This is a genomic window from Legionella anisa (genome assembly GCF_001467525.1).
Lineage (GTDB): Bacteria > Pseudomonadota > Gammaproteobacteria > Legionellales > Legionellaceae > Legionella > Legionella anisa.
The window spans coordinates 305,001-331,545 of sequence record NZ_LNXS01000019.1; the positions used below are offsets into that span (position 1 = coordinate 305,001).

Sequence of the window (26,545 nt, forward strand, 5' to 3'; positions counted from 1 at the left end):
TTATTCCTCATCTCAAACTGACCGGCTTAGCGCTTAATGCAGCTGAAAATGCGGAGTTAGTTGCAAAAAATGGACGAGAAATCACTTTACGTGTAGCCAAAGGGCACCAATCTCTCTTTACCCCGACGATACTCTCTCGTATTGAAGTGGCACTAGGTCAATATTACCAAAATCAAGTGAAAATTATTCTTAACAGTGATGAGTCAGTTCAATCCTCTCCTGCACAGCAAAAAGAGCAAGCAATGCAACAAAAACAACTTAAAGCAGAAGCTGCATTAAACAATGACCCCATGTTTCAGCAACTTCAACAAGAATTTTCAGCGGAATTGGTCAAAAATTCTATTGTCCCGCTGAAAGATGACTTATAATATATCGAATTTAAATCTAAACATATGAGGCCTTAATAATGGATATGAATCAAAATCTTGGCAACCTGATGAAAGAAGCGCAAAAAATGCAACAACGTATGCAAGAAGCGCAACAACAACTAAGCCAATTAGTTGTTACTGGTGAAGCAGGTGGTGGTATGGTAGTTATTAAAATGAATGGCCGACATGATGCCACTGAAGTGAAAATCAAACCTACAATGATGGAAGAAGATGTAGAAATGTTGGAAGATTTAGTTGCTGCAGCAATTAATGATGCAGTACGAAAAATTGAAAAAGCATCTAAAGAAAAAATCAGTCAATTAACAGCTGGCCTAAATATTCCAACTGATTTAATGGGCGGCGATAAGGGTGATAAGGAATAGTCCTAAAGATGGATATGTTAAATCGTTTGGTAGAAGCGCTCCGCTGTCTACCAGGCGTAGGTCCAAAATCAGCACAGCGTATGGTGTTCCATTTACTCCAGCATCAAAGGCAGAGAGGGTTACACCTTGCATCATGCCTGGAGCAAGCGATGAACAACATTCATCATTGTGAGCGTTGTGCTAACTATACAGAACAAAAAGTTTGTAGTCTCTGCCAAAATCCAAATCGGGATTCATCCTTGCTTTGCGTTGTAGAAAGCCCAGCTGATGTATCTGCCATAGAACAAAGCAATGCGTTTCAAGGGAAGTATTTTGTTCTCATGGGTAAAATATCTCCATTAGATGGCTTAGGACCAGAAGACATAGGATTACCGCGACTTAAAAATCTCATCATTCAAGAAGAAATTAAAGAAGTGATATTAGCATTAAGCCCTAGTGTAGAGGGACAAACAACCATTCATTTTATTCACCAGCTTTTGCGTGATTTGTCACTAAACATCACCCAATTAGCACATGGCATTCCTTCTGGAGGAGAGTTAGAATTTTTGGATGGCAATACTATAGGAAATGCCCTTCGCAATAGAGCAATAATTCATGTTTAAAACAGTATTCCGCAATAAATACATTTTCATAGTCATGCTTCTCGTTTCTGGACTAGCCAATGCATCTTTTTACAAAAATTTATGGCCCAAATGGGAAGTAAATAGCCCTTTATCAAAAGAAGTTATATCTCATAAACTTTGGCAAGATTTTCTAAATCGCCGCATTGTCACGAATGAAGAAAACATCAATCTGGTTGATTACACTCACATGACACAAACAGACCTGAATTTGCTTAAAGATTATTTAAAAAGCATGTCAGAAGTCAATATTAATAACTACAACCGCGATGAACAATTAGCTTACTGGATTAATGTATACAATGCTCTGACCGTACAAATTATAGCCAATTATTATCCGGTTACTTCAGTTCAAGAAATTAATATTTCACCAGGACTATTCAGTATAGGACCCTGGGGAGCGAACCTCATCACCATTAAAAATACTACTTTAACTTTAGATGACATCAATAATCGCATTATTCGAGCGATTTGGAATGATCCTCGCACCCATTATGCCGTAAACAATGGTACTATTGGCGCCCCAAATCTTAGTAGAAAAATCTATCAGGGTAAACTCATTGAAGAACAATTAAACCAGGCTGCCTCCACCTATATTAATTCGCTTAGAGGTGTAAATGTCATTGAAGGAAAGCTCATTATCTCTAAATTATACGACTGGTATGAAGAAGATTTTGGTGGAACCAAACACGATGTAATTTTTCATTTATTGCAATTTGCAAAAGAGCCTTTATTAAGCCAACTGAAACACATCAATAGCATCGACAGTTATATTTATAATTGGCATATAAATAGTCCTTCACACGAACAAGAATAAAAGAATAATTAAATCAGGGGCTGTTTACATTTCGCTAGCTTGAGTCAAAATGGTCTGATTAATGATGAAGGAGTTGAATATGAATCTGGGCGGTTTTTCTTGGAAAAGACTGATCGGCATCTCTGCCCTGAAAGCTAAAATTTCGCGAAAGATTGGCATTCCCCTAACTAAATCAGGTAGACAAAGAAAACTTGGTGCACTAATTATTAAATATTTGCATTTATTGTTCTTAGGAGGAAAGAAAAAAAAAGGCTAATCATGCAAAAACAAACACACTAATACTTATTTCCTAGAATCCTTACTAAATCGATTATTTTTACCTAAATTTGAGCATTTTTAGAAAACACTGATAAAATTATAACAAGAGGGTTCGTATTTACGAGAAATCTATGTTTGCTAAAGTTACTAGTCTATTTTCTACTCCAAAACCCAAATTACCGCCCAAAAAAGAGATGGGGCTGCTTAGGGATTTTGATCCAGGTGTATTACCCTCTAAGGATATGAAACGCTTTACCAAGGAAGTAAATGAGCTGATAAACCGATATAATAAAACAGATGATCCTCAAAAAATAGCGGTTTTAAAGGAAATAGAGGCAAAAATAAAGGAAGTTGAGTGCAGGTATCGACAACAGCACTATGCAAAGTCTCCAGGTTATCAACAAGCTCAGGCTTTTCTATTTAAAGAAATACAATATCAATATGCCAGTTTAGGGGTTACATCTTTAGCCCCTAAAAACTCATCTCCCCTTTCAGAGATAATTGCAAACATGTCCCCTGAAAAGGCGGATCAATTGCTTGGAATTTTAATAAATGCTACCGAAGGCACAAAAAAATCAGGAAAAAAATTAAACAATGAACTAAGTGATTTATATGAAAAAACAGATACAAGTCCAGAAGCAAATGCTTTTCGCAAATTTCTTAGCACACACGAAGTTTCCATTTTAAGTACTGGAAACTCTAAAAATTTTAAAGTAGTTAGAACAAAAGACGGGCATGAGGAAGTACTCAAGGTCGATTTCCGTTTAAGCATGCCTAAAAATGTTGAAGTTCATTTACGTGAGGAAATATCTGATTTATTTATGCCCGTATATGCCGAACGATCGGCAACATGCGTTGACTCCGAGGGAAATAAAATTTGCAGGGGTCTTGTTGTTACGGATTTTTGTAAGGGGGGTAGTGTAGTAGAGTATCGCTCAACAAATTTAGTAGAAATAGCGATACAAACAGGCTCAATTTTTCAACAAATGGCAGGTGCAATGTTAGACATTCAGGATGCTCATTGTTTGTTTCCTGATGCCAAAATTTCCAATTGGTTAGTCGATGAAGATGGTAACCTTCAGATTGGTGATACCAAAAGTTTTCTTTTTACAGATACGCAGGGTAAGTATAAGTCTGATGTTCCTGGAAATAAGTATTGTAGTTTTCTAAATACTAATGATTTTATCCCTCCAGAGTTTTATGATTCATCATTTAATGCAGATGCCGCACACGCATATATTCTTGGTAAGAATCTGTACTATTTTACTTCCGGTAAACTTGGGACGGTAGATGATGGTGCTAAATTTGATTTTGATAGAAACTTTTTTAAAATTCCAACAGTCGGACCGGCCTATAAGGAGTTAATTGAAGCTTTAGTTAAACCTGATCCTGCGAAACGTATGCCAGTGCGGGAGGCTTTAGATCAACTATTTATGATTAATAACCCTTCTTTCAGAGATGTTTTCACTGAACTTAAGGCCTTGAAATTTGGTGAAAATGATAAAATAATGAACCAATTCATTCGCGAGAAACAGCAATTAATTAATGCCACTACTAATAAAAAAGAGCTGGCGGAAATATTATATGATTTACGACAAACTGTAACTGCATTGAAATCCGATGAAGCGGCAAAAGAAGTAAAAAACATTATTAATGATTATAAATCCACTGCTGGCCTGTTTACAGTAGGAAAAAATGCTAAAGCAAGTAGAATTGAACAATCAATGAGTCAATTATCTATTGAAGAACGATGTCATTTTATGGATTCTCCAAAATCAAAAGAGGTAATGAAAGCAATTGCTTCTCATCGTCATTGGGGAAAAAGTGGTAAAGTATATCTTACTGAAACAGGTGAAATTGATACAGAAAAAGCTGCGAAACATTTTAAAGATTTTAAAGCGAAATTTAACGAACAATTTAAAAAAGAACCGAAAACAGAACAAATTGAAGAACAACCAACAAAGTCATTGGAACTCTAATGTGGGGGCACTAAAAAATGAATTTTGATGTATTATGCTTGGAGTTAGGAATCAGGGACGATCAACCTGTATCAAGAAGATTAGAATTGTTAAAAGATTGGTTTCAAAAAAATATATCTTCTGATTTGCAGTCTTCTGAAAATGAAGAAGAGCAATTCGAACAATACAAACAAATAACGGAAATGTATTTAGATGTTGTTCTTCCAGAAACTACTCAGGATATAACAAAAGCAAATCCAAAATTTAATGGGGACAATTTGGTTTCTTTTTTATCATTTATAGGATTCGATCGCGTTCTTGCTTCATTGAAGCCAGAAAAAACTTTATTAAATACTAAAGATTTGAATGGATTAACTCCATTACATCAGGCTGCCCTGGAAGGAAATATTAATACTGTATCTGTGCTGCTTTCCCTTGGTGCAGACCCAGGTGTTCTGAATAAACGGAAACAGTATCCTATATTTAGTGCATTAATTTTACCAGTACTGCATGAAGATGAATTAGAACAAAATAAAATAAAAATTTTTAATTTATTAAAAGAGAAAGCAAATCAATTTTCAAATCAAGATGATAATGGTGATACAATCCTACATCAAATGGCACTACATGGCTTTGATACATTAATTAGAGAAACTTTAGCAACACATCCTGAACTTGCTTCTATAAAAAATAAACATACTCATTATCCAATACATACGGCGATTCTAAACGATCAAATAAAGAGTGTTATTTCATTACTTCAAGTTAAGGATAGTAGTTCAGTAAAAGATTCCAAGGGCCGGATGGCCATACATTATGCAGCTCGTTCTGGCAGCAAAGAAATACTCGAAGAGTGTTGTAAGTTCAGTGCAAATAAAGATACCAAAGATATAATGGGAAAAACGCCTTTAATGCTTGCTGCTGAATTAGGGAGACTTTCTGCTGTAAGAACACTCATTGACTATGGAGCAAAAATAGATCTTACTGATTCTGCTGGTCTTAGTGTTCTTCACCATGCAGTAAAATCAGGGAATCTAAATCTAGTGCGTTGGCTAATAGAAAATACAAATTTAGATATAAATGCTAGGGATAATCAGAATAATACACCTCTGCACCTGAGCGAAACAAATGTAAGTGGAACTGATAATAAAGAAAAAATAACTGCTTTTTTATTAGAGCATGGTGCACATTCAACACCACCAGTTCCCTACTGATAAGTATTTTCTAAAGGAGGGGCAGCATCTCTATTAAAACTCAATCGGTCTGCTCCATATGTTGAAATAACTGCTCAATAACATCTCCAGGAATTACGTGCGTACGTTTATAAATTTTAATGACTCTAAATACTGCATTACGATTTCGCTGATCTATTTCCAAGTCAGGTCTTATTAAATCATACTGATAAGGTTCAGTAAGCAGATGTCTCTTCCTTAATTCGATACGTAACGCTTCAATAACACAGCACATAGCATTAAATACCTCAATTACCGCTGTTTTTTCATCATTATTCAATAAAGACAACCATTCAAAAGTACCCCCTCTAGCGATATTAAAAAACGCATAGAGCAAATTGTGTGTATCATTATTGGCAAAGTACCCATATAAATCCAGACAATCCGTAGTAGTCAGTTGACTGTATAAACCCACCAATTTTTCTTGGAGAATAATGGAGCTTCGCTCTTGTTCCAAGACCTCGGATAATAAATTTTGTTGCAACAGCATCGCTGCATCAATGAAACGATTTGGATTAAACCAAAATTTATAAGCCCGCCTAAGGTCATGTAAACCATCAATTGCTCGTTTTGTGTGAGTTAAATTCGAGTTTAGTTTTAATCCCTTAACAGCTGTTTGGATCATTTGTCTAAACTCTTCATTTTCTTCGATCATAATACCAGGGGGTAACTCTTCATCATGCAAAAAATAATCGACCCCTGGAGTTAATTCGTTTTGTAAAGCAACTTCATACAGTTGGCGCTGCAATAATTCGATATAGTAATGTAATAGTTCCAAACGTACCTGAATTGAAATTAACTTTTCAGGATGAATTACATCAGCAAATAATTGATCCGGATGCATCTTATAGAAGAATATTGCATTAACCAAACCAACGAATTTTGAATTAGAAAAATAATCTAATGCAGCATACAACTGTTCCATATTCCAGTTATGCACTACAGCTACCGATTCGGTGGGGGTCATATTACTTTTATTCAAAAAATTAACGAATCCCTCCAACCATACATTAAATTGTAACTTGGAAAATAATTGGTGTAATTGTTTTGAAGGTAGATGATCTTGATTCGTGGAAATTGAAAACTTTGCCCTGTTTTGCATCATCCTTTCTCCTAAACATCATCCTGAAAATATTTTATGATAGAACCTATATCCAGCAAGGATAGAAAATGGAGCCAATAACTCTTAGAATAATAGCGAAAATAATTGCAAGTCGATACTAATCTTGCCAAAATTACAACGAATACCGAGAAGCAAACTGGAATTAAATTAATGCCACTACCTAGTTATCTTTTATTTATTGATAACGATCCTGTGAGTGAGGATCTCAAGAAATATTTTGCACAATTTAACATAAACATCATACAACAAAATCAATTAATTCCCATTCGAAATGGTTTAGGGAAACCTATTGCTATTCTGATTAATTGGTCTATTTTAAAAAAAGACCCCCAAGCACTTCATCAATTCTATACAAACTATCCTGTACCTATATTAATTATAAATGATACTCCAAATGAAGAAGCCTGCATTAAAGTACTTGAAGCTGGAGCAGATGACTTCATTATAAAACCGTTATTGCCAAGAGAACTTCATGCACGAGTCAGCGCAATTAACCGACGTGTCTTACGGGCACAACAACAGTCTGAACATGAAAAAGAAATTCTTCTTTTTGCCAATTGGCGGCTTTATCCTGCATCGAGGCAAGTGTTTCGTGATAATACCAATGAAGAATTATCGCTAAGTGCTGGTGAGTATGACTTGCTCCTTACTTTTGTACAACAACCTCAACGAGTCCTGGATCGGGAGCTTCTATTGCACATTACTAAAAACAGTGATCTCAATCCTTTCGATCGAAGAATTGATGTACAAATAAGTCGGCTTCGCCAGAAAATAGAGGTTGATGCAAAAAAACCGGCATTAATTAAAACCATTCGCAATGGTGGTTATATGTTTACCGCGCAAGTAGTCACTTTGAAAGAAAGTGATACATAATCCTAGGAAAAGCAGTTTGAAGCCTGCTGTGCAAAACAAGTCTCAACTGCTAAGTTAATTGCATTATTTTTATTTACGCTTCTTACTTGTTTTAAACACTTTAATGCTTTTAATCGTATTGTCTCCGACTTTTAATATTTCCATGCGATAGTTTTCTATAGTTAAACATGACTCGGCAGGGGGGATGTATCCAAGATGTTCAACAATTAAACCACTTAACGTTTTGGGCCCTATCATAGGTAAGTTCCATCCCATTAATCGATTTAAATGGCGTAATGTTAAACCTGCATCAACAATAACTGAGCCATCACTTTGTGGGAGGATATCACGACTAAGCGCAGCGACATCCGTAGTGAACTCCCCTACAATTTCTTCAAGTATATCTTCCATGGTCACTAAACCCTGAATATTTCCATATTCATCTACCACAAAAGAACTGCGTCTTTTCATTTTTCTAAAATTTAAAATCTGAATGTTGAGGGAAGTAGCCTCGGGAATATAATAAGGTTCATCTGCAGCTTTTAATAAACTATTAAGATCCAACTCATTTTCTATAGCCAGATTTAACACATCGCGTACGTGGATCATTCCTACCAAGTCATCAATTGAATCGCGGTATAAAGGCAGACGAGTATGTTTTGCTGTTTCCAATTGATATAAGATTTCTGACCAGGGTTCTTCTATATCGATACCCACAATATCTGACTTAGGAATCATAATATCTTCTACAGTAGCTTGCTCCAAATCCAATAAGCTAATCAGCATACTTTTATGCTCAACTGGCAATAACCCTCCTGCCTCATGTACCACGGAGCGTAATTCTTCACCAGTCAATGATTCCTTTTGTATTTTATCAATTGAGACTCGAAATATACGTAATACCCCATTAGACATGGAAACACAGAGATACACTAAAGGTGCAAAAATCAATTGGAGTATTTGCAGGGGCAGGGACGTAGTAAATGCAACTTGCTGCGGATAAATCGCCGCAAATGTTTTGGGTATCATTTCAGCAAATACCAAAATGACCAACGTTAAAAGCGCTGTAGCTATAGCAATGCCAGCATCTCCATAAATATGCTGGCCGATCAGCGTTGCGATTGTTGAGGCAAGAATATTTGCCAAAGTATTGCCGATTAATACAACACTCAACAATCGATCGGGTCGAGAGAGTATCTGATTCACTCGTGTCGCTTGTTTATTCTCTTTCTTGACCAGATGTTTTAACTTATAACGATTAATCGACATCATACCGATTTCAGTGGCTGCAAAAAAAGCAGCTAAGAGAATTAAAAAAAGCAGTATGATAAACAATGTAGAAAGATGGTATGCCACCTAATTTCCTCAAGCTTTTATAACACAAAATAAAGTATCATATGGTTTCAAAGAAAGCGAGATGAAGCCCACTTTACAACCTTTTCAAAATGTAATTTGTTAAAGGCACGAGATACGCGGTTCATTCAAGTTGGGTTAAAGGCCGAATGCTTTTAACCCCAGGACATTAATTTTCTTCGTAATAGGCAAAAAATTACCTTTTCCTATTTTTGCTCGTTACTATTAAAACGAGCTACGCTGGACATAATCTCTTCAAACGCCGCATCAGGACCAACCCAACCATTTAGTTTAACCCATTTACCTTCTTCTAAGTCTTTATAATGACTGAAAAAGTGCTCTAAAGAGTTGAGAAGATGTTGTGGCATGTCTTCATGTGTCTTAATTGACTCATAAATTTTAGTTAACTTATTCGTAGGAACAGCTAGGATTTTAGCATCGACACCTGACTCATCAGTCATTTTTAACATACCCACTGGGCGGCATGGAATTACTGATCCGCCTACAAGCGGAACTGGAGTCACCACAAGAACATCAACAGGGTCTCCATCTTCTGACAAAGTGTGAGGGACATAACCGTAATTGACAGGGTAAAACATGGGAGTAGTTAAAAAACGATCAACAAATAATACACCAGATTCTTTATTGACTTCATATTTTACGGGTTCACTATGCATAGGGATTTCAATAATTACATTAATTTCTTTCGGCAAATCACGACCACTGCTAATTCTCATTAAACTCATTTATTCTTCTCCCCTCTAATCGAAATAAAAATATATAACGACATTTTAATTGTGCTAAAACTAAAGAGCAGGAAATCTGCCTTTTAGATTACTCAAATACGTGTTAGCACTATAAAAGTGCCAGGAATGATTCAAAAATAAAACAATTCTTCCCCTAATGAATTTACCTATTTATAAAAATCATTGCGCCGCCAATGTGAAATTGCAATGCAAAGCGGCTATTATGCGAAAAAACACATCAAAAGGCAAAGAGAAGCTGTCGCATTATAAGTAATGCAATGTATAATATCTCTTTTAATTAAAATGAGATTACTTATGAATTGCTTGTTTTGCAAAATTGCACAAAGTGCGATCCCTGCATCAGTAGTTTTTGAGGACGATGAGATAATGGCTTTTCGTGATCTCAACCCGCAAGCTCCTATGCATCTGCTGATTATTCCGAAGCAACATATTGCTACGCTGAATGATGCCAGCGATGAAAACCAGGCCCTGTTGGGAAAAATGATTTTAAGGGCAAAAAAAATTGCTCAAACTGAAGGAATAAGTGACGCAGGATATCGATTAGTTTTTAACATTAATCCCGATGGTGGCCAAACAGTATTTCACATTCATTTACATTTACTGGGCGGACGTCACATGACTTGGCCCCCGGGGTAGGAAGAAACTATGGAAAAACTCTATAAAGAACTGCTAACACAATTAGGCGAAGATGTAACTCGAGAAGGGTTAATGGACACTCCCGAACGCGCTGCCAATGCGATGCGTTATTTGACTAAAGGCTATAATGAGAGTCTAGAAGAGATTATCAATAATGCGCTATTTGATTCTGACATGAGCGAAATGGTCATCGTGAAGGACATTGAAATGTACTCCATGTGCGAACACCATTTGCTTCCTTTTCTTGGAAAATGTCATGTTGGATATATACCTAATGGAAAAGTAATAGGCTTATCAAAAATAGCACGTATCGTTGATTACTTCGCTCGACGCTTGCAAATTCAAGAGCGGTTAACAACGGAAATAGCGAGCTGCTTGGAATCTATTACTGGCGCACGTGGTGTGGCAGTAGTTATTGAAGCAAAACATCTGTGCATGATGATGCGTGGCGTTGAAAAGCAAAACTCGATAATGACCACTTCAGTTATGCTAGGAGAGATGCGCAATAATCCTACAAGCCGAGCTGAATTCTTAACCTTGACTCATAATAAGTAATCTTATGATGGGCAAATCATATTACAGGCAATAGCTTTCACAGTTTATGCGCCAACAGCGTCGAACTTTCGCTGCAGGCGCTCTCTTAACTACTGGGCTACACTGCGCGTTTCACCCAAGCTAAAATTATGCCCTTCTTCTATACCCTAAGGTACAGAAGAATGAGCGATCATCACTCTTCCTCTCCATCACGATTGCCCATATCTGCTGCTTCATGATGCTCTTCTTCATGATGTTTTTCTTCAGCAGGAGCAGCTGTTGTTTCTTCTGCTTGCGGTTTATCTTTCCACTCAAGTTTCACCCGACCTTGCTTATCGATACCAGCAACAAACACTTCAATCTCTTGACCTTCTTGCAATACAGATTCAACTTTTTGTGATCGATCACTGCAGATTTGAGAAATATGGAGTAACCCGTCTTTTCCAGGTAAAAGATTAATAAAAGCACCAAAATCAACAATCTTACTTACTTTGCCTTGATAAGTTTGGCCCACTTCAATTTCTGCAATTAATGCTTTAATTTGTTTTTGTGCTTCTTCCAATGCTTGCATATCTGGAGAAAATAATTGAATTACACCGGTATCATCTATATCTATAGACACACCTGTACTTTCAATTAACCCCTTAATCGTTGCTCCACCTTTACCGATAATAGTTCGTATTTTGTCTTCAGCAACCTTCATTGTAGTAATGCGTGGCGCATGCTGGGATAATTCTTCTCTATGCTCAGCTAAGGCATTATTCATAACACTAAGAATGTGTAAGCGTCCGGCCAAAGCTTGATCTAAAGCTTGCTCCATAATTTCATTGGTTATTCCGTGGATTTTGATATCCATTTGTAATGCGGTGATTCCATGTTCGGTACCAGCTACTTTGAAATCCATATCACCTAAATGATCCTCATCGCCTAATATATCAGTTAACACAGCATAACGATCACCTTCTTTAATCAAACCCATTGCGACTCCGGCAACAGGTGCTTTTAATGGAACACCTGCATCCATCAACGCAAGACTGGTTCCGCATACTGTAGCCATTGAGCTTGACCCATTCGATTCAGTGATTTCGGAAACAACTCGCAACACATAGGGGAATTCATTTGCTTCAGGTAACACAGCCATGATTGCTCGTTTTGCTAAACGGCCATGCCCAATTTCTCTACGTTTAGGGCTACCAACCATGCCAGTTTCTCCTACTGAATAAGGAGGGAAATTATAATGCAACATAAAGCGGTCTTTCGTTTCACCGGCTATATTGTCTAAAGTTTGCGCATCACGTTCATTACCTAAGGTAGCTACGACAATAGCCTGTGTTTCACCACGGGTAAACAAAACAGAACCATGTGTTCTTTCCAAAAGCTTTGTACGGATAGCAATAGGACGAACTGTTTTATGATCGCGTCCATCAATGCGTGGCTCGCCATCAAGAATTCGATTACGTACTGTAGCACGCTCTATTTCGACAAACATGTTACCAATAACATCCGCTTTTAACTCATCATTCTCAGCTTGTAATGCAGCGATTGCTTGTTCTTTTAATTCATCAAGGCGCTGATAACGCTCTTGCTTGTCTTTAATCAGATACGCAGATTCAACTTCTTGTTTCACCATGTCTGAAACTCGTTCTTGCAAATAAGAATCCACTTCAGGGGCAGCCCATTCCCAGCGTGCTTTACCTGCTTGTGCAGCGAGTTCTTCGATTGCTTTGATCACGCTTTTCATCATTTCATGGCCAAACATGATCGCACCACGCATAATATCTTCACTTAATTCTTTTGCTTCTGATTCAACCATCAAAATAGCATCTTTAGTACCTGCGACAACTAAGTCCAGCCTTGATTGCTCTAATTCTTTACGACTTGGATTTAATAAGTAAATACCCTCTTTATAGCCAACACGAGCAGCACCTATTGGTCCGTTAAAAGGAACACCAGAAAGTGCTAAAGCCGCAGAGGAGGCTACCATTGCCACAATATCAGGAGAAACTTCAGGGTTTAAAGACAAAACAGTGACAATGACTTGCACTTCATTACAAAAACCATCTGGAAACAAAGGACGAATAGGGCGATCAATAAGTCGTGAAGTTAATGTTTCATTATCTGATGGTCTACCTTCGCGTTTGTTAAATCCACCAGGTATTTTACCTACCGCATAAAACTTTTCCTGGTAATTTACTGTTAGTGGAAAAAATCCATTTTCTTCGCCACCTTCTTTTTTGCCAACTACAGTAGCTAATACTTGAGTACCATTCATACTGGCTAATACTGCTCCATCAGCTTGTCGTGCAATTTCGCCAGCCTCCAATATAAGAGTATGGTCACCAAATGCTATTTCTTTTGTAAACTTAGCCACGTAATCTTCCTCATCAAGTAATTATAACGAAAAAAAGGCGCAGAAAATTGCGCCTTTATTTAAAGTATTTTTTATAAAAAGTACATTTCTATTTCTAAAGAAATGTATTAGCTTATCAATCAATAGGAATCTCTAAGTTCCAGAGATTGGATCAACTGTTGATAACGAGCTTCATCGTTACGCTTTAAATATTTTAACAACTTACGACGCTTATTAACGAGTTCTTGCAGTCCACGTCGAGAATGAAAATCTTTTTTGTGTTCTTTAAAGTGCTCAGTTAAATATTTGATACGGCTTGTAATAATCGAAACCTGAACTTCAGGCGAACCTGTATCCGTATCAGAACGCTTATATTCTTTAACAATTGCTGCTTTATCCGCGCTGCTTAGCGACATCATACACTCCCGGAACTACTAAGTATTCATTTAAAGGCGAACATTCTACCAAGGCATGTCCAACGAAACAAGTACTGAAAATTACTTTTGTGCAAAAAATTTCATATTTAGTTAAAATCTCTCTTTTGCACTTCTAAAAAATTAAAAAGAAAGTAAACGTTTTGCTTTAATAGTACCTTGTGTGGTTTGCTCACCTAACCCAATAAATTGTGCTTTTTTATCATAAAGACGAACACAATCTGTTATTTCAACATCTACCTTATTTGTTACTACTCTGCCTTGGCGAATTGCGACTACTTCATCATCCGAAAGAGTCACTGACTCCAAATGGTCAACTGCTCTATCCATAGGAATTAAGCAAGCAATTCTCTCAGGCATTGACATGATCTCTAATTCGTCTAGTGAATACATAGGCATATTTTCTAAACCAGATGTATAAACTCGATGCAACTGAGTCACATGAGCCCCCACACCTAACGCATCGCCAATGTCTTCAACCAAATTGCGAATATAGGTTCCTTTGCTGCACGTTACAGTTAATGAAAACTGAATTCCATCAAATGCGTTAAGTTGTAAATTACTAATCTGGATCTCACGTGCTGTTCTTTCAATGTTGATTCCTTTTCTGGCCAAACGATAAAGAGGGACTCCATTGTGTTTTAACGCAGAAAACATTGAAGGAGTCTGCTTTATGTGACCTGTATGCTGCATCAATATGTGAAGCAAATTTTCCTCGGAAATAGTAAATGCTTCCGCACGAGCAATTACCTCACCTGTTGCATCCGCTGTATTGGTTTTGATGCCTAATAAGCCAGTAGTCTGATAGCATTTATCTGCATCAAGTAAAAACTGACATACTTTAGTCGCTTCACCAAAACAAAGAGGCAACATTCCAGTAGCGAGAGGATCTAGACTTCCGGTATGTCCTGCTTTTTGCGCTCCTAATAGTTTTTTTGCTTTCTGGAGTGCCGTATTTGAGGTCATTCCTTCCGACTTATTCAGCAAGAAAACTCCATCTATTGTTAAAGGGTTAATCGCTTTCATTGTCATCGGAGGTTGGCGGATTCACTTCATCGATGAGACGACTTAAGCGTTGTCCATATTCTATTGATTCATCATATACAAAATGAAGCTGAGGAACGGTCCGCAATGTAATACTTCGCGCCAAAGCACTACGTAAATAGCTCGCAGCAGCATTTAAAATAGCTACCGCTGTTTTTTTATCATCGTTAAGGACAGTAAAATATACTTTGGCATGTCCCAAATCAGCAGCAACTTTTACTGCTGATATGGTCACAAAACCTGTTAAGCGCGGATCTTTTACTTCTTTAGGTATTATTTGAGCTAGTTTTCGCTGAATCATCTCAGCGATACGATCTGTACGTTTAAAATTATGACCCATCTTTATAAATCACGCTTAATTTCTACTGTTTCATACACTTCAATGAGATCACCTGGTTTCACGTCATTGTAATTTTTGACTCCAATACCGCATTCGAACCCTTGGCGAACCTCTACCACATCATCCTTAAATCTTCGTAATGACTCCAAAGTTCCCTCATAAATAACCACGTTGGCACGTAGTACACGAATAGGATTATTTCGCTTAATAACACCTTCAACGACCATACAACCCGCAATTGCACCAATTTTAGGTGATTTGAACACATCACGGACTTCGGCAATACCAATAATTTCTTCTTTAAATTGCGGAGCAAGCATTCCAGTTAATGCCCCTTTAATCTGATCCACAATATCGTAAATGACACTGTAATAATGCAGTTGCACTGATTCATGCTCTGCTAGTTTCTTAGCACTGCTATCTGCTCTAACGTTAAAACCAACTAAAATTGCACTCGATGCTATAGCCAAATGAACATCAGATTCAGTGATACCACCAACACCACTTGAAATAACTTCAACCTTAACTTCATCTGTAGATAACTTCACTAAGGCATCTGAAATGGCTTCTAGAGAGCCCTGAACATCTGCCTTAAGCACAACGTTAAGCACTTTGGACTCACCAGCAGCCATATTTTCCATAATACCTTCAATAGTTGATTTCTGACGTCTGGCAAGTTTTACATCACGGAATTTACCTTGGCGGAACAAGGCAACTTCTCTTGCTTTTTTCTCATCAGGAACAACAACTGCTTCATCTCCAGCATGAGGAATTGCTGATAAACCAAGCACCTCGACTGGAATTGATGGACCAGCATAGTCAACCATATCCCCATTATCACCAACAAGAGCACGTACGCGACCATATTGGAAACCAGCAAGCAAAATGTCCCCTTTGTGTAACGTTCCACTCTGTACTAATACCGTTGCAACAGGGCCTCTACCTTTATCCAGACGTGATTCTATAACTACGCCTTTGGCAGCACCATCAGTAACCGCGGTCAGTTCTAAAACTTCAGATTGTAATAATATTGCATCGAGCAGATCATCAATACCCATACCTGACTTGGCAGAGATATTGATAAACATAGTATCACCACCCCATGCTTCTGGAATTACTTCATGTCCAGATAATTCATTCATGACACGGTCAGGATCTGCATCTGGCTTATCCATTTTGTTAATTGCAACGATAATCGGCACTTTTGCTGCTTTCGCATGTTGAATAGCTTCTATAGTTTGCGGCTTAACTCCATCATCTGCAGCAACAATCAAAATGACAATATCCGTGACCTGTGCACCTCGAGCTCTCATCGCTGTAAATGCAGCGTGACCTGGCGTATCTAAGAAAGTAATATTACCTTTTGGTGTACTCACGTGGTATGCACCAATATGTTGCGTAATACCACCTGCTTCACCAATAGCAACTTTGGTTCGACGAATGTAGTCAAGTAAAGAAGTCTTACCGTGATCCACGTGCCCCATAATTGTAACTACTGGTGCTCTCGATTCAGAATGACTACCCTTAGTAATTGATTCTCCTAGACCTAGTTCAATTGCATCTTCTTTAATGACTCGTGCCTTATGGCCCATCTCTTCTACTACGATAACCGCTGTTTCCTGATCAATAACCTGGTTTATGGTTGCCATTGCTCCGAGTGACATCATCACCTTGATGACTTCAGCAGCTTTTACGGACATTCTTTTTGCTAACTCGGCAACAGTAATGGTTTCAGGTACTAAAACTTCTCTTACTACAGGTGCGGTGGGTAATGCAAAACCATGTTTTAATGATTCTTCGGCTTCTCTTAATTTATCTGACTTCTCAACGCCCTTACGCTTTTTAAATTTACTACGTCCACCACGTCTATGTATTTCTTGATCTTCTTCATCCCGATCATAAGCGGATTGATATTTAGGTTTTTTCTTAACTTTTCTAAAGTCTGACGTATCAGATTCAACTGCTTGATCCACATGTCTCTTTTTAGATTGCTTTTCAAGTTTGTGATCCTCTTTTCTAGGAGGTTCTTCGTTGTTTTCAAGCGTGCTTTTATTTTCTAAAACTTCTTCACTATAGGATTCCAAGGGCTCTTCAGCCTCCTCGTTCCCTGGCTTATCTTCCGATTCGAGTTGTTCTTTTGTTGCAACGTGTTCAGTCACTTCAGCAGCATGTTCTTCTGTCTCAGAAAATGTTTCAGATACAGATGTAGTTTCAAGAACAACTTCAGCAGGATGCTGCTCAGGTACATTCTGATTTTCTTCAGGCACAATAAGAGGTTCTTCAACTTCAGGCTGCTCTACTACTGGAGCACGTTTTACAAATACCTTTTTCTTACGTACTTCAACACTCACAGTTTTACCACCATGGGAATCATGGCCAACAGTAACTTGTGATAAGCTTTTTCTTCTCAAAGTAATTCGTTCAGGCGAAACATTTACATCACGCAGAGAAGTTCTCTTCAAATGATTAAGTAGGATCCGTTTTTGCTCTTCATTCACAGTCTGTTGGTCATCAGAAAAAGACAAACCTGCTTCCTGTAACTGGTTCAATAAGCGTTCAACCGGAATACCAACGACTTGAGCTAATTGTTTAACCGTCACATCCGCCATATTTTAATCCCCTTTCAGCAGTTACATTCATTACTTAAGAACGAACTGCATAATTGCACTACATTAATTTATAATAAATCCATAGTCTTATAAAAACCATGGTTCTCTGGCCTTCATAATTAAAGCACCGGCCTTTTCTTCAGTTATTCCTTCGATTTCCAACAACTCATCGACAGATTGCTCAGCTAAATCTTCCATGGAAGTAATCCCCTTCGCAGCTAATTTGTTAGCCAACTCATTAGTCATGCCTTCCATTGAGAGGAGTGTTTCGTCAGGTGAACCAGATAGCTCCTTTCCTGAAGAAAGAGCCATAGTGAGTAATTTATCGTTTGCTCTATTTCTTAATTCTTCAACAATCTCTTCGTCAAATTCTTCTATAGCCAGTAATTCTTCCTTAGGCACGTAAGCAATTTCTTCAAGAGAAGAAAAACCATGCGCTACAAGTAATGTAGCAATTTCTTCATCGATTTCCAGTGCAGTAGTAAATAATTTAACAATTTTACTTGACTCTTCCAAATTCTTATTTTCAAACTCATCTGTAGTCATAACGTTCAAAGTCCAACCTGTTAATTGGCTTGCCAAACGAACATTTTGCCCATTTCGACCAATTGCCTGAGAAAGTTGATCTTTTTCTACAGCTAAGTCCATAGTATGTGTGTCTTCATCAACAACAATAGAAGAAATTTCTGCTGGAGCCATCGCATTAATCACTAATTGGGCCGGATTATCATCCCATAGAATTATATCTACCCTCTCTCCGCCAAGTTCACTGGAAACAGCTTGAACTCGAGCACCGCGCATACCGACACAAGCTCCGACAGGATCAATTCGTCCATCATTGGTTTTAACTGCAATTTTAGCTCTATTCCCTGGATCGCGCGCTGCGGCTTTAACTTCAATAACATTCTCGCCTATTTCAGGAACCTCAATGCGGAAAAGCTCAATAAGCATTTCATTACGTGTGCGACTTACAAACAACTGTGGTCCACGAGCTTGCGGTGTGATCTCATATAAATAAGCACGAACCCGATCATTTGGACGGAACATTTCATGCGGCAACATCTCGGTACGTGGTAAAAATGCTTCTGCTTTACCACCTAAGTCAATGATAATATTATCTCGAGTTACTTTCTTAACAGTTCCATAAATCAACTGTCCTAACTTGCTTCTGAATTGATCAATGACAAGCTCACGCTCCGCTTCTCTAACTTTTTGCATAATAACCTGGCGCGCAGTTTGGGCTTCAATTCTTCCAAATTCAATTGAAGGTATTGATTCTTCTATGCGGTCACCAAGTTTTGCAGTTGGATTGCGCTCTTTTGCTTGTTCAACAGTTAATTGGCGATCAGGATGCTCTAGCTCATCCTCATTCACTACATCCCAATACCTAAAGGTTTCATGCTCACCAGTACGAGGATCTAACTTAATTCTTACACCAATATCCAAACCAAAGATCTTGCGAGTTGCAGACTCCAATGCGGCCTGAATGGCAAGTATAATAACATCTTTACTTACACCTCTTTCGTTTGATAACGCCTCTGCAACCAGTAACAATTCTTTGCTCATTGTTCGCCTCTCTATACTGTCAAATTTGCTTTCACAATATTTGAAAAAAGTAACTCTTGATCTTCGTTATTTATGTTAAGTACTAAAGAACTCTCAGATGCTGAGACAATAGTACCTATTAATTTACGTTTACCATCTACCGGCTTAAAAGTTTTTATTTGTACTTCATGCCCTATATAACGTTGATATTGCCAACTTTTAAATAAAGGTCTTGGAATTCCGGGTGATGACACTTCCAAACTGTAATTTCCAGAAATAGGATCGTCTACATCAAGCAAAGCACTTACTTGATGACTTACTGCTTCACAGTCTTCAATCCCTATTCCATCAGCCTTATCAATATATATGCGCAATAAGGAATGCCTACCTTGTGAAAGATATTCACATCCCCAAAGCTCATAGCCCATATCTGTAATCGTAGGAGCTAATAAATGTTCCAATTCATCTTGTATCATAGTATTAACAAACTAAAAAGGGCACGCATGCCTAATACAAATACAATAGGGTAACCTGAGTTTGGAACAAGGATTAAACTCCGGAAGTGTTTTCTTTAAAGCAATTAGTTCCGAGCGTGACCTTGGCTTTTACTTGGCTACTACTATCATTCAGTGCAGTTACAAATTATACATAATAAAAAACCCCATAAATGGGGTTCTAAATAAGTGGTAGCGGGGGCAGGATTTGAACCTACGACCTTCGGGTTATGAGCCCGACGAGCTACCAGGCTGCTCCACCCCGCGTCAACTGATGGCAAGTATACTGAGAGTCCGTACTCTTAGCAAGTACTTTTCGCTTAAGATTATAAATAAATATGTATTCTGTATGGTTAAAAAGCAGAATTACTTTATTTTTAGCTACCAAAAGCGTTAATACACGCCACAATTAAGGCGCTAGGAAAAATGCCCAAATAAAGTAGCGATAAACAATTAAGGGAAAGTACTACAACATTTCCTTTATTCATAATTACTGGATCAACCTGTACGGGTTTATCGAAATACATTATTTTAACGACTCTTAAATAGTAATAAGCACCAATTACTGTAAAGAGTAAACCAAGCACAGCAACCCACGTCATTTGAGCATCAACTAAAGCTTTGAGTACAAGTAATTTAGTAAAGAAACCAACAGTGGGCGGAACACCTGCAAGTGAAAACATAATAATTAACATCAAAAATGCGAGCCAAGGGTTTCTCTTGTTAAGTCCTTTTAAATCCTCGATATTGTCAATTTCCATTCCTCGTGTAGACATTAAGACAATTAGCCCAAATGCAGCTGCAGAAGTTATCCCATAAACTAAAATATAGTAGAGCGCTGCTGAATAACCCGCGCTGGTGGCAGCTAAAATACCAAACAAAGCATATCCAATATGTGATATTGCTGAATAAGCAAGTAAGCGCTTAATACTGGTTTGTACCACGGCAAATAAATTACCCAAGCCTGTTGAAAGCAAGGTAATTACCAGCAAAATTTGTTGCCACTGCGCACTAATATCCACCAAACCGATGGTCAGCAATCTAAATGCCATCCCTAATGCGGCAATCTTTGGTGCAGCACTAAGAAATAAAGTAACGGAGCTTGGCGCTCCTTGATACACATCGGGCGCCCACATATGGAATGGAACTGCTGCCAACTTAAATGCAACCCCAGATAGGATAAAGACCAGGGCAAAAGTAAGTAATGTGTTTTGTTGTTGCCAATTCGCAGCAATTGCATTTGCAACTTCAAGTAAGTCCAGTTTGCCTGTTGCGCCATAAATTAGAGAAATACCGTATAAGAGCATCGCAGATGCAATTGAACCCATTACAAAGTACTTCATTGCTGCTTCAGAGGCATCACCATCTGTTCTACGAATGGCAGTCATGGCATATAAAGGCAATGACAATAATTCCAAACCTAGAAAAATAGTGAGTAACGAATGCGCTGAAACCAGCAACATCATTCCTAAGGTAGAAAACATTCCCAAAATATAGTAATCACCAGAAGGCATTTGACGTTCATCGACATAATCTTTTGAATAAATAAAGCTCAACAATACCGAAAGATATATAAAAAACTTCATGAGATTTGCAACGTCATCGCTGATAAATAGCCCATTAAGCGTAATGACCTTAAACGTACCAATATATAAGAAAGTAACAACAGCAGCTAAAACCAAACCGATACATGATATAAAATAGGCAATTGATTTACACCGATCCCGCAAAAATAAATCAGCAAGCAACGCAACGCACGCTGCGGTTAACAGGATTATTTCCGGAAGGGCTACGTGGATATTTTCAAGTAATGCTGTCATATTGATTAACCTTGATTACAATTTTGATTGACTTGCTAATGCCAGAGTATGACTTACTGTTTGATGTATGTACTCCAACATTGGCTTAGGATAAACGCCCATAGCGATAACCATCAAAGCAAGTAGAATATAAGCACTTAACTCATAGCCCGAAAGATCTTTTAAGGCTGCAACCTTTTCATTTGCTACAGGACCAAAAATAACGCGTTTGTACATCCAAAGATTGTATCCTGCTGCGGTAATGAGCGTGGTGGCGGCCCAAAATGTGACCCAGAACCCTGCTTTAAGTGAGCCTAGAATCACCATAAATTCACCAACAAACCCAGAAGTACCTGGTAACCCTGCATTCGCCATACAGAAAAGCATAAAGAACGATGCAAAGACTGGCATAGTATTTACTATCCCACCAAAATCAGCTAGGCGACGAGTATGCATGCGATCATAGATATAGCCTACACCAGCAAAAAGAGCACTTGAGACAAAGGCATGAGAAATCATGACTACAATTGCACCTTCCAATATTAGGCCAGCGGCACTCAATCCTGTTTGTTTGGCAATTTCAAAAATGGCAAAGGAACCCAATGTCACAAATCCCATATGTGAAATTGAAGAATATGCAATTAAACGTTTCATATCTTTTTGGATGATTGCAACCAGTGCAATATAAACGACTGCAATTAAAGACAAGGCGATCATTATACCCGCATAACGGCTACAGGCATCTGGGACAATGGGCAAAGAGAAACGGATAAATCCATAAGCACCGAGCTTTAATAAAATTGCTGCTAATACTATTGAGCCGCCTGCTGGAGCTTCAGTATGCGCATCAGGCAACCAGGTATGTACTGGAAACATGGGTATCTTGATTGCAAAACCGAGGAAAAATGCAATAAAAATCAATGTTTGCGCAGTCATTCCCAGCTTAATGGCATAAAATGCTTCTATATTAAATGTGCCTGCTATATAGCCCATGTATAAAAAGCTAGCCAGCATGAGCACTGAACCTAAAAAAGTATATAAGAAAAATTTAATTGCAGCATAGACGCGATTATCAGACCCCCAAATACCAATGATTAGGTACATTGGGATAAGCGTAGCTTCCCAGAATACATAAAATACGATTGCATCCAATGCGGAGAAAACACCAACCAATAATCCCTGCATAATTAAAAATGCGGCCAAGTATTGAGAAACTCTGTTGGTTATACTCTCCCAGGTTGCCAGTATCACAACCAAATTCGTAAAGACCGTAAGAACAATCAAAAGTAAAGACATCCCATCGATACCCAGGCTATAGCTAATTCCTAAAGCGGGCATCCATTGAAACTCCTCCAAATATTGCATTCCTAATACTTTAGGATCAAAACCTGCAACAAGCGGAATACAAAGTAGCAAACAAAGTATTATGGTAAATAAAGCCAAATAACGTGAAATATTCGGGCTTCGATCATCTCCAGCGAGAAGAACAAAAACACCGCCTATTACTGGCAACCAAATTAGTAAATTGAGCAAATAATGCATACCTTCACCCTATATTCAGCCGAGTATCAACCAGCATAAAAATCCAAGCAATCCAAAAACCATTACTGCTGCATAATGATACAGATAACCGCTCTGTATCGCACGACCTTTAGCCGAAAACCATCTAATAAGTCGACTGCTGCCATTAACAACCATACCATCAATCAGCTTTTGATCACCCACACTGTAAAAAACAGTTCCTATGCCCTTAGAACCTTTTACAAAAACTAAATTATTAAACGCATCAAATCCATATTTATTAATCAGTATTTTGTAAATGAGTGAAAAATAACGTGCCAAATGGCCTGGAATCGAAGGAACAGCGATATAACAAAGCCAAGCAATAAAAATCCCCGCTATAGTAATCCAAAAAGTAAGTGAAAATACTGAATGCAACATACTTTCAAACGGAGAAGTCACTTCATGCGCGAGTTCCGCCAAAACATTATGTTGAGGAAGAACAAACAAAGAGGAGCCTAAAATAGTTGGGTTATCAAAAAGCATTGGCATATACAATACATAACCCAGCATAATTGAAGGAATAGCAAGTAAAACAAGGGGTAGCCATACGACCCATGGGGACTCATGAACATGACTTAAGGTATGTTCATCCATACGTGGCTTACCATGAAACGTCATAAATAATGATCTAAAGGTATACAGTGCAGTAACGCCTGCACCAATAACTACACAAAAATAGGCATAACTACTGCCTGGGATTTGTGATAGCTGCGCCGCTTCGATAATAGTATCTTTCGAATAAAATCCCGCAAATGGAGGAACCGCACAAAGAGCCAGAGAACCAATTATGAACGTCACATACGTAATTGGCATTTTATTCCATAAACCACCCATTTTACGCATATCTTGTTCATGATGCATTCCAATAATTACTGAACCAGCACCAAGGAATAAGAGTGCTTTAAAACATGCATGTGTAAGCAGATGAAACATTCCTGCACTATAAGCAGAAGCGCCCATTCCAACCATCATATAACCAAGTTGCGATAATGTTGAATAGGCCACAACACGTTTAATATCATTCATTACCAGCGCTAAAATACCTGTAAAGAGTGCTCCGGTTGCACCAATAACTAGAACCACACTTAATGCCGTGGTGGAAAATTCAATTAGAGGTGAAATACGTGCAATCATAAATACCCCAGCGGTAACCATGGTTGCAGCATGAATCAGTGCGGAAATAGGTGTCGGACCTTCCATCGACTCAGGTAACCATACATGCAGTGGAACTTGCGCTGATTTACCCATAGCACCAACATATAAAGCCAAACAAGTCACTGTAACTAAAGACCAGGGATGCCCTTGAAATAATTCAATATTTTGACTTGCTAGGTAGCTTACGCTTTTGAAGACCGTTTCATAATCGATACTTCCGGTATATGCAAAAATCAGAGCAATACCTAATAGAAAACCAAAATCGCCCACTCGGTTCACGATAAACGCTTTAAGGCTCCCTTCAATCGCTGATTCTTTTTGGTACCAGAATCCGATAAGCAAATAAGAAACTAACCCTACACCTTCCCAGCCAAAGAACAATTGCAGAAAATTGTTTGCACTCACTAACATCAGCATCATGAAAGTAAATAAGGAAATATAGCTAAAAAAGCGTTGATAACCATCGTCATCTGCCATATATCCAATACTGTAAATATGTACCAGCAAAGAAACGAAATTTACAGTCACCAGCATAACGACGCTAAGAGGGTCGATCAAAAATCCTATATTGAACTCAAACGGAAGTATTAAACCACCGTTAGCCCAATGATAAAGCACCGTGCTTTCAGTTGAAATGGCTCCTGAGAACAGTTGCCAAGTAATAAACAGCGATGCTACAAAAGAAATTGTAACACCCAAAATGGTAGCTGTATGAGCTCCAACTCTTCCGATTTGATTACGGAAAAAACCGGCAATTATGGAACCTGCCAAGGGAGCTAAAACAATTATTAGACAAAGTTGTTGGATACTCACAATGTTAACCTTTTAAATGATTCATCTTGTCAACGTCAATGTTGCCTCTATTTCTAAAAAGCAACATCACTATGGCTAATCCTATTGCTGCTTCTGCAGCAGCAACTGTTAAAATAAAAAAGACAAAAACTTGACCACCAATTTCGTTATAATAATGGGAGAACGCTACGAAGTTAGTATTTACAGCAAGTAACATCAATTCGATACATACTAGCAATAAAATGATGTTTCTACGATTCATCATTATGCCGATAAGACCAAAACCGAATAAAATCGCGCCCAGAATCAAATAATTATTAACAGGTATCATATAGAATTCCCCAACCTTATTTCTCTGCTTTCATACTAATTAGTTCAACCCGCTCATTTCTGCGTGTCATAATTTGTTGTTTCACATCCTGCCTTTTCGATTTTCTTGGGCCTCTATGTACCAGGGTAATTGCAGAAATAATTGCAATTAGCAACAACGCAGCCGCAATTTCAAAAGCCAGGAAATAATCTGTATACAGGACCATGCCCAAGGCTTCAGTATTTGATACGGGCTGTGCTTCAGGATTGTTTTGGTCTGCATTAAGTAATTGCGTACTCATGGTTTCGTTGTTTCTTGTTTCAACATGAGCCTTAAATGTGCTTGCAGGAATAGACACCATTAGAAGCCCTGTTAATAAAGCGACCAGAATTAAGCCAAAAGGTAAGTAACGTCGGTAATGACTCTTAACTATTTCAACATCAATATTAAGCATCATCACAACAAACAGGAACAGTGTCATCACGGCACCTACGTACACCAATACTAAAATCAGTGCCAGAAATTCTGCTTGGGCAAGTATCCATAATGCCGCACTCGCAAAAAAGGTAACCACAAGAAATAAAACGCTGCGAACAGGGTTGTCTTGAATAATTACCATAAACGCAGCACCTACTGCTATAGCCGCAAAAACATAAAAAATAATTTCAATTAGTAATTCATGCATACGTTACCCCGTTATCGGTATTTTTCATCAGCAGCTCTATCTGCTGCAAGTTTCGGCTCTAGCAAATCACCAAGCGCAAGGAGCTTCTCTTTAGTCATAATATTTTGACCACGCTCGCTGACATGGTAGTGATGTATTGGCGTGACAACTATGGAATCTACAGGGCAAGACTCTTCACATAAACCGCAATTAATGCATTTAAATACATCAATATCATATCTCGTTGTACGACGCGATCCGTCTTCACGTTGTTCTGACTCTATGGTTATTGCGAGTGCTGGGCAAACTGCTTCACATAATTTGCACGCAATGCAACGTTCTTCGCCATTGGGATAACGACGTAAAGCAAGTGCTCCTCTAAAACGGGGAGAAATTGGGGTTTGCTCTTCTGGAAATTGTACCGTTATTTTTTTCTTGAAAAAGTATTTACCAGTTAGCTTTAAACCCTGCAATAATTCTATCAAAAGAAAACTGCGTACGTAGTATTTAATATATTGATATGCTTTTTTCATCGGCTTCTCTAT

25 protein-coding genes, 1 tRNA gene and 2 pseudogenes (1 of these 28 running past the window's edge) are annotated in these 26,545 nt (G+C 38.1%); 10 read left to right on the forward strand and 18 right to left on the reverse strand.

What is annotated here, in order from left to right:
• From dnaX to Lani_RS05670, 7 genes are all read left to right on the forward strand, one after another.
• Positions 1-368, forward strand: partial view of a DNA polymerase III subunit gamma/tau gene (gene dnaX / locus Lani_RS05645; RefSeq protein ID WP_040522194.1) — the final stretch only. It extends 1,273 nt beyond the left edge of the window; only the last 368 of its 1,641 coding nucleotides appear in the window; its start codon lies off the left edge, out of view; it ends in the stop codon at positions 366-368.
• A gap of 38 nt (positions 369-406) precedes the next feature.
• A complete protein-coding gene (locus Lani_RS05650; RefSeq protein WP_019232941.1) occupies positions 407-751 on the forward strand; it encodes a YbaB/EbfC family nucleoid-associated protein in 345 nt (114 codons plus the stop codon).
• Positions 752-759: 8 nt separating this feature from the next.
• Positions 760-1,353 carry a recombination mediator RecR gene (gene recR / locus Lani_RS05655; protein WP_019232940.1) on the forward strand — a complete coding sequence of 198 codons (594 nt, stop codon included), beginning with the start codon at positions 760-762 and terminating at the stop codon, positions 1,351-1,353.
• A gap of 34 nt (positions 1,354-1,387) precedes the next feature.
• Positions 1,388-2,188: a DUF547 domain-containing protein gene (locus tag Lani_RS05660; RefSeq protein WP_396426822.1), complete on the forward strand. Its 801-nt coding sequence runs from the start codon at positions 1,388-1,390 to the stop codon at positions 2,186-2,188.
• 79 nt (positions 2,189-2,267) lie between these two features.
• Positions 2,268-2,444 (forward strand): hypothetical protein, encoded by a 177-nt coding sequence (locus tag Lani_RS20450; RefSeq protein WP_167344751.1) that lies wholly within the window; start codon positions 2,268-2,270, stop codon positions 2,442-2,444.
• Positions 2,445-2,577: 133 nt separating this feature from the next.
• A complete protein-coding gene (locus Lani_RS05665) occupies positions 2,578-4,425 on the forward strand; it encodes a protein kinase family protein (RefSeq protein ID WP_058388453.1) in 1,848 nt (615 codons plus the stop codon).
• Between the two features lie 17 nt (positions 4,426-4,442).
• On the forward strand, positions 4,443-5,618 hold the full coding sequence (locus Lani_RS05670) for an ankyrin repeat domain-containing protein (RefSeq protein WP_019232936.1): 1,176 nt from the start codon (positions 4,443-4,445) through the stop codon (positions 5,616-5,618).
• A gap of 40 nt (positions 5,619-5,658) precedes the next feature.
• Here the strand turns inward: Lani_RS05670 and Lani_RS05675 are convergent, their stop codons facing one another.
• Complete coding sequence (locus Lani_RS05675; RefSeq protein ID WP_058388454.1) at positions 5,659-6,741, reverse strand: hypothetical protein; 1,083 nt, start codon at positions 6,739-6,741, stop codon at positions 5,659-5,661.
• A gap of 168 nt (positions 6,742-6,909) precedes the next feature.
• Here Lani_RS05675 and Lani_RS05680 point away from each other — a divergent pair, with 168 nt between their 5' ends.
• Entirely contained in the window at positions 6,910-7,632 is a 723-nt protein-coding gene (locus tag Lani_RS05680; protein ID WP_040522193.1) for a winged helix-turn-helix domain-containing protein, read from the forward strand.
• A 69-nt stretch (positions 7,633-7,701) separates the two neighbouring features.
• Here Lani_RS05680 and Lani_RS05685 read toward each other — a convergent pair whose 3' ends face one another.
• Positions 7,702-8,967, reverse strand: a complete 1,266-nt coding sequence (locus Lani_RS05685; RefSeq protein ID WP_019232933.1) for an HlyC/CorC family transporter — start codon at positions 8,965-8,967, stop codon at positions 7,702-7,704.
• A gap of 203 nt (positions 8,968-9,170) precedes the next feature.
• On the reverse strand, positions 9,171-9,710 hold the full coding sequence (gene ppa, locus Lani_RS05690; RefSeq protein WP_040522142.1) for an inorganic diphosphatase: 540 nt from the start codon (positions 9,708-9,710) through the stop codon (positions 9,171-9,173).
• A gap of 315 nt (positions 9,711-10,025) precedes the next feature.
• Between ppa and Lani_RS05695 the strand changes: the two genes are divergently transcribed.
• Positions 10,026-10,367 (forward strand): histidine triad nucleotide-binding protein, encoded by a 342-nt coding sequence (locus Lani_RS05695; protein WP_019232931.1) that lies wholly within the window; start codon positions 10,026-10,028, stop codon positions 10,365-10,367.
• 9 nt (positions 10,368-10,376) lie between these two features.
• Entirely contained in the window at positions 10,377-10,922 is a 546-nt protein-coding gene (folE, locus tag Lani_RS05700) for a GTP cyclohydrolase I FolE (protein WP_019232930.1), read from the forward strand.
• A 172-nt stretch (positions 10,923-11,094) separates the two neighbouring features.
• Here the strand turns inward: folE and pnp are convergent, their stop codons facing one another.
• From pnp to nuoI, 15 genes and pseudogenes are all read right to left on the reverse strand, one after another.
• Positions 11,095-13,272 carry a polyribonucleotide nucleotidyltransferase gene (pnp, locus tag Lani_RS05705; RefSeq protein ID WP_019232929.1) on the reverse strand — a complete coding sequence of 726 codons (2,178 nt, stop codon included), beginning with the start codon at positions 13,270-13,272 and terminating at the stop codon, positions 11,095-11,097.
• Between the two features lie 119 nt (positions 13,273-13,391).
• On the reverse strand, positions 13,392-13,667 hold the full coding sequence (gene rpsO, locus Lani_RS05710; RefSeq protein WP_019232928.1) for a 30S ribosomal protein S15: 276 nt from the start codon (positions 13,665-13,667) through the stop codon (positions 13,392-13,394).
• A 141-nt stretch (positions 13,668-13,808) separates the two neighbouring features.
• Entirely contained in the window at positions 13,809-14,711 is a 903-nt protein-coding gene (gene truB, locus Lani_RS05715; RefSeq protein ID WP_019232927.1) for a tRNA pseudouridine(55) synthase TruB, read from the reverse strand.
• Positions 14,698-15,069 carry a 30S ribosome-binding factor RbfA gene (gene rbfA / locus Lani_RS05720; RefSeq protein WP_019232926.1) on the reverse strand — a complete coding sequence of 124 codons (372 nt, stop codon included), beginning with the start codon at positions 15,067-15,069 and terminating at the stop codon, positions 14,698-14,700. The genes truB and rbfA overlap by 14 nt, the downstream gene beginning before the upstream one ends.
• Before the next feature lie 2 nt (positions 15,070-15,071).
• A pseudogene (gene infB, locus Lani_RS05725) lies at positions 15,072-17,084 on the reverse strand (translation initiation factor IF-2); the annotation flags it as partial.
• Between the two features lie 251 nt (positions 17,085-17,335).
• Positions 17,336-17,678, reverse strand: a pseudogene (locus Lani_RS21155) (translation initiation factor IF-2 associated domain-containing protein); the annotation flags it as partial.
• A gap of 87 nt (positions 17,679-17,765) precedes the next feature.
• Positions 17,766-19,244, reverse strand: coding sequence for a transcription termination factor NusA (gene nusA, locus Lani_RS05730; RefSeq protein ID WP_019232924.1), 1,479 nt, complete (start codon positions 19,242-19,244; stop codon positions 17,766-17,768).
• Positions 19,245-19,255: 11 nt separating this feature from the next.
• Positions 19,256-19,699, reverse strand: coding sequence for a ribosome maturation factor RimP (gene rimP / locus Lani_RS05735; protein WP_058388456.1), 444 nt, complete (start codon positions 19,697-19,699; stop codon positions 19,256-19,258).
• 208 nt (positions 19,700-19,907) lie between these two features.
• A tRNA-Met gene (locus Lani_RS05740) sits at positions 19,908-19,984 on the reverse strand.
• 110 nt (positions 19,985-20,094) lie between these two features.
• Positions 20,095-21,537, reverse strand: a complete 1,443-nt coding sequence (gene nuoN / locus Lani_RS05745; protein ID WP_019232922.1) for an NADH-quinone oxidoreductase subunit NuoN — start codon at positions 21,535-21,537, stop codon at positions 20,095-20,097.
• A 15-nt stretch (positions 21,538-21,552) separates the two neighbouring features.
• A complete protein-coding gene (locus Lani_RS05750) occupies positions 21,553-23,058 on the reverse strand; it encodes a complex I subunit 4 family protein (protein WP_019232921.1) in 1,506 nt (501 codons plus the stop codon).
• A 15-nt stretch (positions 23,059-23,073) separates the two neighbouring features.
• Positions 23,074-25,047, reverse strand: a complete 1,974-nt coding sequence (gene nuoL, locus Lani_RS05755) for an NADH-quinone oxidoreductase subunit L (protein WP_019232920.1) — start codon at positions 25,045-25,047, stop codon at positions 23,074-23,076.
• Between the two features lie 4 nt (positions 25,048-25,051).
• Positions 25,052-25,357, reverse strand: a complete 306-nt coding sequence (nuoK, locus tag Lani_RS05760; protein WP_019232919.1) for an NADH-quinone oxidoreductase subunit NuoK — start codon at positions 25,355-25,357, stop codon at positions 25,052-25,054.
• Between the two features lie 16 nt (positions 25,358-25,373).
• A complete protein-coding gene (locus Lani_RS05765) occupies positions 25,374-26,021 on the reverse strand; it encodes an NADH-quinone oxidoreductase subunit J (RefSeq protein ID WP_019232918.1) in 648 nt (215 codons plus the stop codon).
• 11 nt (positions 26,022-26,032) lie between these two features.
• Positions 26,033-26,533, reverse strand: coding sequence for an NADH-quinone oxidoreductase subunit NuoI (nuoI, locus tag Lani_RS05770; protein ID WP_058388457.1), 501 nt, complete (start codon positions 26,531-26,533; stop codon positions 26,033-26,035).
• Between the last annotated feature and the right edge of the window lie 12 nt (positions 26,534-26,545).